The following is an 11,205-nucleotide window of genomic DNA, read 5'->3' as shown; positions in this document are numbered from 1 at the left end:
AATAATAATAATAATAATGGTAACTACATACAACTTTACACTAAACCAAAACCGAGGTTAAACTGTTAATGAATATAATATGGTTACTACCCATATAAGTTATTCTACCATAGTAAAGAGGAAGCTTAGATTGTCAATATAGTGAAAAAATGCAGTGTCGTTTTAAGGACTGCACCTTTTGTAAACTCCTCGGTTTTAGTTTTATAAATATATAAAATTCAAATTAATTAGATTCAAAATCATCAACTCTTGATTCGAGCTCTTGAACTTTGGTATTAATAGTTGGAGTTTCAAGAGATCCGTAATCATCATCCATCTCTATTTGTTGATTAATCTTATTGATTTTTTGATCTTGACTTTTTATTATCTGTTCTCTGCCAAAGAAGTTAATAGGATAATTTTCAAAGAAAATATCTTTAGTTACCATAAAGATAGCTACGATAGAGATAACAGAAACAAAAGTATAAACAACTATGTTGAATACTATACCATTTCTCCTGTTACGTTTGATATTCTCTTTAATTAACCATTGATATGTTTCCATATCTCCGTGTGTGATTAAAGTAAATTCTCTTTCGTCATACTGTTTCATAATCGTGAATGTTTAATTCACTTAGTCTCAAAGTGAGGGTTTATAAAATGCAGAAAGCGTGAGACTACACTTAATTTGTTGAAAGAGGTTCTGACAAAACCTAACACTACAAACAAGTATAGCCCACGCCATAGGCATGAGCATCAACCGTTTATTCTGTAGTGTTGTTTTGAATTGTCAGATTCCTTTCAACAGAATAAAAGCGAACGCTTTATTTTTTCGATAAGTTTAACAAAAATAGAAAATAAAATGGAAAATAGGAAAGAAAATGACATTACTAAACACAAAGTAATGTCTGAATTTTTAGAAGATAGAGTATTAATATCATATAGTAGTACTATGTACATTTTACCCAGTAAAGAGCATATAGAGTTCTATTATTACGATGATAATAATCAAGTACAAAGACTTTTGACATCGTTTCAACAAATAGTAGATAGATTTAAGATAAGGAAGCAATAAATAAAGATTTTATTTCTTCTGTTATATGTTCAGGAACATTATTATCAAAGACAAGAGAATCTACATTAAGACTTATTTCATTGACGGAGAATAAAGAGGAATCTTCAAGATTATACTCAGCCAATAATTGCTGATTGTTCTCTTTCCATTCACTGATTAACAATCTAAATTTATCATCAAATGTAATTAAATCTTTGCTTAAAAAACTTTCCCTCTGATCTTTCATGTTTATAGCATTTATACAAATATACTATAAAAATTTAACAAAATAGACATATCAAAATAATTCGTAACTTAATGTAACTTAAATAAAATCAGAATGTTAAATACAAATATTAAGTCAGTATTAGAACTATTGCAAACCTTTTCAACAGAGCAATCCTGTATTGATTATTTAGAAGAACAAAGATGGGGAGGAATTATCGAAAGTCCTTTTGATTCACTATCACGTGTTTATAAATGCAGTGAGAATAAATACAGATGTAAAAACACAGGAAAGTATTTCAATGCTAAGACAGGAACAATGTTTGAAAATTCTAAAATCGGTTTGAGAAAATGGTTCTTAGCCATTTGGTTGGTTACTTCTCATAAGAAAGGTATAAGTTCTATACAGTTGTCCAAAGATGTTGGTGTTACTCAGAAAACAGCTTGGTTCATGTTGCAAAGGATTCGTTCCTGTTTTGGAATAGAAAACAACAACGAATTGGAAGGAATTGTTGAATGTGATGAAACATTTATTGGTGGGAAGAATAAGAACAGGCATAAGGATAAGAAAGTAGCGAATTCACAAGGCAGAAGTTATAAAGATAAAGTTCCTGTAATGGGAATGTTACAACGTGGAGGTAAAATGAATGCCTTTGTTGTGACAGACACAAAGAGAAACAGTATTCAACCCTTGGTTTGTAGATATGTGAATCCAGAAACAACAACTTTGATCTCTGATGAATGGCTAGGGTACACTGGATTAAACAAATATTACGACCATAGAATCATTGATCATTCAAAGAAAGAATATGTGAGTTTGCAAGATGGCTCGATTCACACAAACAATATTGAAGGAAGCTGGAATATTTTAAAGAAAAGTGTTTCAGGAATGTATAATCATGTTTCAAAGAAACACCTTCAAAAGTATGTTGACGAGTTTGTTTATAGATTTAACTTGAAAAAGGTATCAGACCAAGAAAAATTCAGATATTTGCTGTCTAATTCAAATGTCCGAACTAAATACAAAGAACTATGTTAAACGAACAATTAAAAAGAAAAAGAGTGAAAAGTATTATGATAGATAATATTGAATACTTTGATGTTCAGGATATAAAAGATAATCATCCGGACTTTAAAGTAGATGTGAGTAAAATAATGTACGTTAATGATATAGCTTTAGTTAAAGCAGAAGGTGTACATGTTAAGACCGAATTTGACAAAATAATTAAACAGGTCTTTCCTAAGAAGGATTAACCTGTTTAGTGTAAAATAGTATATAATTACCATAATAATAATAATAATAATAATTAAAATAATTGAGATCCAGATAATTTTTTCAAGTTCTACCATAGCTTTGTATAAGCCGCGAAATTAAAAATCCGGTAACTGAAGAACTTTGACCTAGATCAAAAAAGAGATATGATATTTCTACTCAAAATCCAGAAAACCATCTGTAAGCTGCTGCCACTGTATTTTGGCGATTCCCATTATGCCTCCGGCAGCCACCATCATATTTCTGATGATATCTAAGAATGCTGCGTTGAAATTGGGAGATTCGTTTCTCCCGTATACTGCGGTTTTTATATAGGTTGAGTCTCTATAGATCATGAATGTGGAAGTTGCTTTTGAGCTGTAAAAGTGGGCAATATGACTGCTTTTTTTATTCTCAGGATCCTTTGATGGTCTGCAGGTAATTATAATACTTTCAGAGGAGTTGTCTTCATAATAGCAGATATCTGTTATTTCTACCCAATCATAACCTTTTGCTTCAGTTTCGCCCGGCCCCGGAATATTGATTCTGATAAAATCACCTTTTAGAGGCTCTCTGTCAACGGGATTAGCATTGGAATCGTAGAGTTTAAATGCTGCAAAAGCATCTCCACAATAACTTTTCCATTTGTGGATGGAGAAAAATCTTTTTTTTACTATTTCAAATTTCAACGGAATCAATGCCGGTTCAAATTGTTTTCTGCTTTCAGTGTCATGAAATCCGCCGGATCTTTGTTGGGGAACTCCCTGTATTTGCTTTGGTTTCATACTGTCTGTTTTAAAACAAATTAATGAAAATAATGTGTCCTATTTTATGAGCGCAGTCACAATCAAAAATACGAACGTATGCCGTCATTTTTTTTAATAAAGGATTATGGATTTTCATGATATACCTTCTGATGTCAATAGAATAGATTATTTGAAGAGGTATAATTAAGTATCCATAAAATTCCACAATACTAAAGAAAGCTTACATCAATTAGAGAATAGTTATTTTCTATTAAAATCAATAATTTTTAAAAAAAATGCATATATAATGTTTTGCATAATATTAATTTTACTTATATTTGTGAATCGAAATAATTTTTTTTCATCATTTGTGTTTTTTTAAGGTCTCCATTCGTGGGGACCTTTTTGCTTCCATTAACCTTATAATTGATTATTTACTGCTAATATGAAAATGCGATAAATAGTGAAATATTACATAATTTGAAAACAAAAAACACCTTATTATAGGGCGTCATATAAATTTACAATGATTAATAAATCCCTTTTTATTGCTTTATAGTAAGATCGAAAGCATAAACATATTATTCAACATTTATGATACTTGGGAATAAGGCTAAAAACTGGAACCTTATCTGCTATTTAATGTTTTTTATAAAATCGGTAGGCCGGAACTGCATGACAGACTGAAAGCTTCTGGTGTAAGCCTGCACACTCTTGTACCCTACTTCATAGGCCGTTTCGGAAATGGTAAGATTTCCTGAACTCAAAAGCTCCAGGCTCTTGATGATTCTTAGCATCTGCTGGTATTTGCTTAGGGTAAGTCCAGTTTCTTTTTTGAAAATACGTTCTAAAGTACGGGTAGACAATAATGCAGTCTCTCCCAGATCTTCTATTCTGATTTCCTTATGATAATCATGATGCAGATGTTCTATCACTTTTGTCAGGCGTTTGTCTTTTGGAAGGCAGATATGAAGTTTCAGAGAATGTTCTACAAAATGAGGAAGTTCATTGAATAATGCTTTTAAAAATATGGTTTCATCAGCATCTTTTGATAGAAGTTTAGACCATTTTTCCACATATCTTATCATTTCCTTTAAAACCGGAGGAACTGAAAACACATTGACTTCATGATAAAAAGAGTCTTTTTTATCCACTTCCGCAAACATGATCATCAGATTGATTTTTTCGGAATGGGAATTGGTCTTATGGATGGCATTGGGAGGAATCCAGACGGCATGATTCTGCGGAAGAAGATAAATTCTTTCTTCAATAGTAATATACTGAAACCCGCTTTCCACATACACCAACTGCCCTTTTTGATGCTGGTGAAGCACATCATCATGAATCCAGTCTTCTTCAAACCAGACAAAATAGGGTTTATGCAGCTCATCTACTTCTATACTGTTATTTGCATTCATGTCGTTTCAGGTTAAAACTTTGGCAAAATTAAACAAAATTACTATGTTAATTTTGCACAAAAGTTTTTATTATGATGAAGAGTGAAATAAGAAAAAAAGCATCTTATGCTTTACTGGTCATTAATGTATTGGTGGTGATACTGATCTCAAGTAATCTCCGTTCACCAATCGTTGCAGTATCTCCTGTATTAAATGAGGTGAGACAGGCTTTAAAGCTGGATAATTTTCAGGTGAGTTTACTGACCTCCATTCCTCTTTTTATGTTTGCAGGCTGTTCTGTATTGGTGAGTAGATTTTCCAATAAGCTGGGAATCAGTAAGCTGTTGATGTATTCCTTACTTATTTTAAGTCTTGGACTTTTTCTTCGTATTTCCGGATCGTTATCTATGTTATTTCTAGGGTCGATATTCATTGGGTTGGGAATTTGTATTGGGAATGTGGTAACCCCCGGATATGTTAAAAATAATTTTCCGAAACAGATTGGGCTTATGACCGGAATTTTTGCTGTTTCTATGAATCTTACAGCTGCCCTGGCTTCTGGCTTTAGTGTAAGAATTGGAGAATGGACAGGCTTTGGATGGCGGGGTTCATTAGGAATCTGGCTGATAATTGCGGGATTGGGGTTTCTTGTTTTACTTCTTGAACTTGTTTTCAACAAAAAAAATTCTGACCAACCTAAAGTGGCGCTGAGTACTTCTGGGATTAATATGTTCAAATCTTCCCAGGCATGGAATATTAGTATCTTTATGGGACTTCAGTCCCTGTTCTACTATTGTATGGTTGCCTGGCTACCTTCATTCCTTGCAGATTATAATATGCAGGGAGAAAGCTCCGGCTGGGTTCTTTTTGTAATCCAGATTACGATGATTCCGGTGACGTTTTGCTGCCCGATTATAGCCAGTAAAATGAAGGATCAAAGGATTATGATTCTTTTTATCTGCGCCTTAATGTTTACGAGTACTATGATGTTTGTCCTGCTAAAATCCCAATGGATTTATGTAAATGCAGTTATTATAGGACTCTCCAATGGGTTGTCTTTCAGTTTGTCTATCCTGTTTTTCTCCACAAGAACCAAAAGCAGTATTAATGCAGTGAAAATTTCAGGAATGGCACAATCTGTAGGATATCTTATTGCCGGATTCGGGCCTCCTGTTTTTGGAAAACTTCATGATTGGGATATCTCATGGAACACCTCTTTTTATTTCCTGAGTATTGCCGTACTGATCATGCTGTATTTTGGACTGAAAGCGGCAAAGAATAACTATGTGGAAGATTAAAGAAAATGTTGACAAAATTAACCTTAGGTTATGCGTTTTTTGTTACTGGACGCTACCCATTCATCCTTTAAACAGCTAGGGCAGTTTTCTGTACTGCCTGCTGTTTTATGTTCTGTATGACCACAGAAGGTGCAGGAATAATATCCTTCATTATGAATAGATTTTAATGGGTTTTCCAGGGAGTCTGGCATAATGGGAAGTCCATATTTTACAGATTGGTCTTCATAAAAAAATACACTGATCTCTCCGGAGATTTCTTCAATTGCCATTTCAATCTGCCCAAGTTGCGAAACACCTTTTAATCTAAGTTCTGCAAAGAATTCATCACTTCCCAAATTTTCTTTTTGAAAGTTCTTAATGGAAAATTCACCATTTTCTATCAGACAGATGGATTTTCCTTCCACCAGCTTTTCGAAAGTCTTACTTTTTCCAATAAAAAAAGTAACAATTGTATACAGGAGAATAATGACAATAAAAACGATAAGGGAAGAAATAATTCCGACATCTTTATTAAACATGGGATCTCCGGCAGCAGAACCCAGTCCGATAATAACCACCAGCTCGAAGATAGAGAGCTGTTTAACTCCTCTTTTTCCTAAAATCCTCAGCCCGATAATAATAGCCATGAACATAATCATGGTACGAAGAATGATCTCTAAAAGAAAAGACCATTCTTCATGTCCCAATAATAATTCTTTCCAATCAAGATTTAAGAGAAAAACTGAAAGCATAAAATTATTTATCAGCAAGAATTCAAAAAATAAGCCATATTCTTATTATTACTGTAAACTAATGCTTAAACTTACCTCTTCACCATCTTTGAGGATAAAACATTGCCCGCCAAGTTCTTCCTTAGCTATTTTTTCCCTGATGAAGTTCCTGTCTTCTTTGCAATGGCTTACTGCCTCCAGATGGGTAATCCATACCAATGCTTCAGGAGCCTGCCTGCAGACTTTTACAATATCTTCACTCGTCATAATGATAGGATCTCCTACCAAAAAAGTGGCTGCTCCACCTGCTACAATGATATGCTGTGGCTGATGTTTGTCTATCTCCTCTGCAATATCATTATACCAGATACTGTCTCCAACAATATAAACGGACTGATCGGCTGTTTTAAAAACAAATCCGTTCACCACGCCCATTTTTTCTCCAATTTCTCCGGTTCCATGCTGTCCTTTCGTGAGAGAAATGTCAATATCTTTCCAACGGATGTGTTCATTAATGGAAATAATATTCTTAAAGCCATATTCAGCGATCTGATCAGCAATGATCTCCGGGCAAAGTATAGGTGTATTTTTGTTGAGAAGTTTTATCGCCTCTTCATCCCAATGATCAGGATGGAGGTGAGTAACTGCCACGGCATCTATTGTCTGCAGCTTTTCAATTAACTGTTCTCTGCTGAAAGGTAGGTCTACCAAAGGATTCAATAATTCATTACCGGTCATAGGAAACTTCCCTAAAGATCCTTTTTCTCCAAGCATGGGATCAACTAAAATGGTGGTACCCTCAATATTCAGTAGCAATGTGGCGTTACGCCATAATTGTAGTTTCATTTTGTTTAAATTTGTACAGCAAAGCTAACGGCTAAATAAGAAAAAATAATCGATGGTTACCAAAAGGTTAACCATATTTATAGTAAGGAATTGATGAATTTTGAAGAATTTAAAACCTGTGGCCTGCGACGGAGCCTGGATATCCTGTCCGGAAAATGGAAACCTCTGATCTTATCCTCTCTTTTTGAGGAGGAGCAGGTACGTTTTGTGGAGCTTTGGCGAAAAATGCCGAGAGTTTCCAAGAAAGTATTAGCAGAACAGCTGAAACAGCTGGAGGAAAATGATATTATTCAACGGATTGAAGTGTACAATTTTCCTCTGGAAGTGTATTACAGGTTAACGGAAAAAGGACAAAAGTTGGGCCCTATTCTTTCTGAGCTCCATGAATGGGGAAATCATTTAAAGGCATAATATAATTTTGCAATAATACATTTTTGCGATGAAAATCTGGATTTATCTTTATTTTAAACCTTATAGGTTTCAAAAACCTATAAGGTTGTATAAATAGTACTATTTAAAGACTGTTTAATGCCTAAACTGATCCAGGACTTCTATAATATTCTGATATACAAAATCCAATTCTTCGGAGGTAATGCAATAAGGCGGAACCAGATATATTACATTTCCCAGCGGCCTCATAATCATCCCTCTCTGTAAGAATTCATTATAAAGCTTCTTCCCTATTTCATTGAAATAAGAAGTACCATTCCCGGTTTTAAAATCAAAAGCTAAAATAGTTCCGATCTGACGTGTATTTTCAACTTGTGGATGCAAGGAAATTATTTTTATAAATTCCGAATGCTGATGAGTAATGCGATTGATATTCATTTGAGTTTCATTGGTAAGTAATAGTTCCATACTGGCCAGAGCTGCTGTACACGCTAAAGGATTAGCCGTAAAAGAATGTCCGTGGAATAATGTCTTATGACGGTCATCAGATAAAAAAGCTTTGTAAATTTCATGCGTACAGGTTGTAATACCCATAGGCATGGTACCGCCTGTTAATCCTTTTGAAAAACACATGATATCGGGCTTTTCTGTAAGGTAATCTGTTGCAAAAAGTTTTCCGGTCCTTCCGAAGCCTGTGAACACTTCATCCTGAATCATTAAAATTTCCTGCGTCCTGCAATACTGCATCAATTCATCAAGATTTTCTGCGCTGTACATCAGCATTCCTGCCGCTCCCTGCACCAACGGTTCAAAAATAAAACAAGCCACTTCATCTGCTAGCTGCCCAATCTGTATTTTTAAATCGTCCAGATTCTCCGCTGTAGGAGTATCGATAAAAACAACTTCAAATAACCTGCTTTCAAAAGGTTTGGTCCAAAAGCTTTTTCCACTTACAGCCATTGCTCCGAATGTATCTCCATGATAGGCATTTTTAAAAGCTAAAATTTTAGTTTTCTCCTTTCCCTGATTGTGGGCATATTGAATACACATCTTCAGCGCTACTTCTACCGCTGTGGAACCATTGTCGGAATAAAATACCTTGTCCTGGTTTTGAGGAAGAATATTCAATAGATTTTCTGAAAGCTGTACAGCTGGCTCATGGGTAAATCCGGCAAAAATAACCTGTTCGAGGGTGGTAAGCTGCTCGAATACCCGCTGGGCAATATAAGGATGAGAGTGTCCATGCAGAGTAACCCACCACGAAGAGACTACATCCAGATATTTTTTACCTTGGTGATCATAAAGGTAAACCCCTTCTCCTTTAACAATCGGTATGGCATCAGCAGCTGTTTTCATCTGGGTATACGGATGCCAATTGACTGCTTTATCTCTTTCCTGAAGACTCTTCTTTATTATTGTATTCATGTAAAATATATTAATGATGGGATATGTAAATTGTAAAACTACCTTAGTAATTTTAACATATTGTCCGGCAGATTTTTAAGTTTACAATCCGCTACAGGTTAGTAGTATATAGCTTACTAATAAATCTGACAGAAGTACTGCAATGAAGTTTAGTATAGTCATAATTAAAATCCAAAAGCTCATAACTCAATATTTGTAATTCAAAATTCAAAATTCACAACTCATAACTCATAACTCATAACTCTATAGTCATTTTTTAACAACAAGTTTCTTTTTTCATCATGGGTTTCAATCCCAGTGTTTCCAGCATCTGCATATCTTCAGATACCCCGGGATTAGGAGTCACCAATAAGGTTTCTCTTTCTCCTGTGAAAATAGAATTGGCACCTGCCATAAAACACCATGCCTGTTCAGTTTCTGTCATTTCAATACGTCCAGCACTCAGTCGCACCATAGAAGCCGGCATTACAATCCTTGCGGTCGCAATCATTCTTACCATTTCCCAGGTATCTACTTTTTCGTTATTTTCCAATGGTGTTCCTTCTACCCTTGCCAATGCATTAATGGGTACAGATTCCGGATGCTTAGGCATCGTTGCTAAGGTCAAAATCATTGAAATCCTGTCCCTATGTGTTTCTCCAAGACCGATAATTCCTCCTGAACATACTGTGATTCCAGCCTTCCTTACATTGTTGATCGTATTAATCCTGTTGTCAAATGTTCTGGTGGAAATGATTTCTTCATAATACTGTTCAGAAGTATCCAGATTATGGTTGTAGGCATACAAACCTGCTTCCTGAAGCCGTATTGCCTGTTCTTCGGTAAGCATTCCTAATGTACAGCATACTTCTAATCCTAATTCATTAACTCCTTTTACCATATCGATCACTCTGTCAAAATCACGGTTGTTACGAACTTCGCGCCATGCTGCAGCCATGCAGAAACGGGAGGAACCACCGTCCTTAGCTTTCTGTGCATGAGCTATTACCGTTTCCGTAGGTAATAAAGCCTGTACTTTGATATTGGTGTGGTAGCGTGCTGCCTGCCCACAGTAAGAACAGTCTTCCGGACATCCTCCGGTTTTAATCGACAATAAAGTAGAGATCTGTACCTCAGAGGGGTCGTGTCGCTCTCTATGTACTGTGGCAGCTTTATAAATAAGCTCCATCAGGGGTAAATGATAAATTTCTTCAATTTCTTCTTTGGTCCAGTTGTGTCTGATTTCTGTTTTCTTATCCATTATCATAATTTTGTTATTGTTAATTGCTTTGCAGCCATTTTAATATGTTCTTTATCAGCATGGGTAATCTCCGGAATCCTGATAATTTTTGTTTCATTTTCAATAAAGCTGCAGATGAGTCTTTCTGTATCATCAGGAAACGTTCCATTAAGGATCAGGTATTCAAGCTTTATATTTCTTTGCTGTAATGCCATTATGGAGAGCAAGCTGTGATTGATACATCCTAAATAGTTTCTGACAACAAGCGCTGTAGGCAGCTCCAGTATCTCTATCAGATCAATCATGAAAATATGATCTGAAAGCGGTACCATCAATCCTCCGGCACCTTCTACAATCAATGAGTTTTCAGTGTCCGGCAATTGAAAATCATCAAGTTGAATCTGTATGTTTTCTTCCCGTGCAGACTGATGAGGAGATGCAGCCAGTTGCAGGCGATGTGTTTCCGGATAGCAGGTGGTATGCTCTGTCCAGTCCTCAATTTTATGACGGTCTGTATAATGGAGATCTCCGGACTGTACGGGTTTCCAGTAATCTGCTTTAAAATACTGCACCAAAACGGCTGAACAGATGGTTTTTCCTATTTCGGTTCCTATTCCTGTTATAAATAGTTTCATATGAGTTTTCGGGGTTCCGGGTTCGGGGT

Annotated in this window: 13 protein-coding genes; 4 read left to right on the top strand and 9 right to left on the bottom strand. The window is 35.4% G+C overall.

The window, feature by feature from the left end:
• Positions 1–223: 223 nt before the first annotated feature.
• A complete protein-coding gene (locus LQV47_RS22390; RefSeq protein ID WP_230041342.1) occupies positions 224–592 on the bottom strand; it encodes a hypothetical protein in 369 nt (122 codons plus the stop codon).
• A gap of 442 nt (positions 593–1,034) precedes the next feature.
• Positions 1,035–1,280: a hypothetical protein gene (locus LQV47_RS22385; RefSeq protein WP_230041341.1), complete on the bottom strand. Its 246-nt coding sequence runs from the start codon at positions 1,278–1,280 to the stop codon at positions 1,035–1,037.
• Positions 1,281–1,373: 93 nt separating this feature from the next.
• Between LQV47_RS22385 and LQV47_RS22380 the strand changes: the two genes are divergently transcribed.
• Complete coding sequence (locus LQV47_RS22380; protein ID WP_230041340.1) at positions 1,374–2,297, top strand: IS1595 family transposase; 924 nt, start codon at positions 1,374–1,376, stop codon at positions 2,295–2,297.
• Entirely contained in the window at positions 2,291–2,512 is a 222-nt protein-coding gene (locus tag LQV47_RS22375; protein ID WP_230041339.1) for a hypothetical protein, read from the top strand. The genes LQV47_RS22380 and LQV47_RS22375 overlap by 7 nt, the downstream gene beginning before the upstream one ends.
• A gap of 174 nt (positions 2,513–2,686) precedes the next feature.
• Here LQV47_RS22375 and LQV47_RS22370 read toward each other — a convergent pair whose 3' ends face one another.
• Together LQV47_RS22370 and LQV47_RS22365 are read right to left on the bottom strand one after the other, a co-directional pair.
• The gene (locus LQV47_RS22370) at positions 2,687–3,295 is read right to left on the bottom strand and encodes a hypothetical protein (protein WP_230041338.1); all 609 of its coding nucleotides are present in this window, start codon (positions 3,293–3,295) and stop codon (positions 2,687–2,689) included.
• Between the two features lie 596 nt (positions 3,296–3,891).
• Positions 3,892–4,674 (bottom strand): AraC family transcriptional regulator, encoded by a 783-nt coding sequence (locus LQV47_RS22365; RefSeq protein ID WP_230041337.1) that lies wholly within the window; start codon positions 4,672–4,674, stop codon positions 3,892–3,894.
• A gap of 71 nt (positions 4,675–4,745) precedes the next feature.
• Here LQV47_RS22365 and LQV47_RS22360 point away from each other — a divergent pair, with 71 nt between their 5' ends.
• Entirely contained in the window at positions 4,746–5,951 is a 1,206-nt protein-coding gene (locus LQV47_RS22360) for an MFS transporter (protein ID WP_230041336.1), read from the top strand.
• A gap of 23 nt (positions 5,952–5,974) precedes the next feature.
• Here LQV47_RS22360 and LQV47_RS22355 read toward each other — a convergent pair whose 3' ends face one another.
• Complete coding sequence (locus LQV47_RS22355) at positions 5,975–6,682, bottom strand: YetF domain-containing protein (RefSeq protein ID WP_230041335.1); 708 nt, start codon at positions 6,680–6,682, stop codon at positions 5,975–5,977.
• Between the two features lie 48 nt (positions 6,683–6,730).
• Entirely contained in the window at positions 6,731–7,507 is a 777-nt protein-coding gene (locus tag LQV47_RS22350; RefSeq protein ID WP_230041334.1) for an MBL fold metallo-hydrolase, read from the bottom strand.
• 93 nt (positions 7,508–7,600) lie between these two features.
• Here LQV47_RS22350 and LQV47_RS22345 point away from each other — a divergent pair, with 93 nt between their 5' ends.
• Complete coding sequence (locus LQV47_RS22345) at positions 7,601–7,918, top strand: helix-turn-helix domain-containing protein (protein WP_230041333.1); 318 nt, start codon at positions 7,601–7,603, stop codon at positions 7,916–7,918.
• A 114-nt stretch (positions 7,919–8,032) separates the two neighbouring features.
• Here LQV47_RS22345 and bioA read toward each other — a convergent pair whose 3' ends face one another.
• From bioA to bioD, 3 genes are all read right to left on the bottom strand, one after another.
• Entirely contained in the window at positions 8,033–9,322 is a 1,290-nt protein-coding gene (gene bioA / locus LQV47_RS22340; protein ID WP_230041332.1) for an adenosylmethionine--8-amino-7-oxononanoate transaminase, read from the bottom strand.
• 256 nt (positions 9,323–9,578) lie between these two features.
• Positions 9,579–10,562, bottom strand: coding sequence for a biotin synthase BioB (gene bioB / locus LQV47_RS22335; protein WP_230041331.1), 984 nt, complete (start codon positions 10,560–10,562; stop codon positions 9,579–9,581).
• A 2-nt stretch (positions 10,563–10,564) separates the two neighbouring features.
• Positions 10,565–11,176 (bottom strand): dethiobiotin synthase, encoded by a 612-nt coding sequence (gene bioD, locus LQV47_RS22330; protein ID WP_230041343.1) that lies wholly within the window; start codon positions 11,174–11,176, stop codon positions 10,565–10,567.
• Positions 11,177–11,205: the final 29 nt, after the last annotated feature.

Origin of the sequence: Chryseobacterium sp. Bi04 (genome assembly GCF_918698085.1) — a bacterium.
Classification (GTDB): Bacteria; Bacteroidota; Bacteroidia; order Flavobacteriales; family Weeksellaceae; genus Chryseobacterium.
Note: the sequence above shows the minus strand (reverse complement) of the source record. Positions and strands in the feature narration are given on the sequence as shown.

What these genes read in the sequence shown, in the direction of transcription:
- LQV47_RS22385 (WP_230041341.1), bottom strand. Translation starts at nt 1,280, where the DNA reads ATGAAAGATCAGAGGGAAAGTTTTTTAAGCAAAGATTTAATTACATTT.
- LQV47_RS22355 (WP_230041335.1), bottom strand. Translation starts at nt 6,682, where the DNA reads ATGCTTTCAGTTTTTCTCTTAAATCTTGATTGGAAAGAATTATTATTG.
- LQV47_RS22345 (WP_230041333.1), top strand. Translation starts at nt 7,601, where the DNA reads ATGAATTTTGAAGAATTTAAAACCTGTGGCCTGCGACGGAGCCTGGAT.
- LQV47_RS22380 (WP_230041340.1), top strand. Translation starts at nt 1,374, where the DNA reads ATGTTAAATACAAATATTAAGTCAGTATTAGAACTATTGCAAACCTTT.
- bioA (WP_230041332.1), bottom strand. Translation starts at nt 9,322, where the DNA reads ATGAATACAATAATAAAGAAGAGTCTTCAGGAAAGAGATAAAGCAGTC.
- LQV47_RS22375 (WP_230041339.1), top strand. Translation starts at nt 2,291, where the DNA reads ATGTTAAACGAACAATTAAAAAGAAAAAGAGTGAAAAGTATTATGATA.
- LQV47_RS22360 (WP_230041336.1), top strand. Translation starts at nt 4,746, where the DNA reads ATGATGAAGAGTGAAATAAGAAAAAAAGCATCTTATGCTTTACTGGTC.
- bioD (WP_230041343.1), bottom strand. Translation starts at nt 11,176, where the DNA reads ATGAAACTATTTATAACAGGAATAGGAACCGAAATAGGAAAAACCATC.
- LQV47_RS22350 (WP_230041334.1), bottom strand. Translation starts at nt 7,507, where the DNA reads ATGAAACTACAATTATGGCGTAACGCCACATTGCTACTGAATATTGAG.
- LQV47_RS22370 (WP_230041338.1), bottom strand. Translation starts at nt 3,295, where the DNA reads ATGAAACCAAAGCAAATACAGGGAGTTCCCCAACAAAGATCCGGCGGA.
- LQV47_RS22390 (WP_230041342.1), bottom strand. Translation starts at nt 592, where the DNA reads ATGAAACAGTATGACGAAAGAGAATTTACTTTAATCACACACGGAGAT.
- bioB (WP_230041331.1), bottom strand. Translation starts at nt 10,562, where the DNA reads ATGGATAAGAAAACAGAAATCAGACACAACTGGACCAAAGAAGAAATT.
- LQV47_RS22365 (WP_230041337.1), bottom strand. Translation starts at nt 4,674, where the DNA reads ATGAATGCAAATAACAGTATAGAAGTAGATGAGCTGCATAAACCCTAT.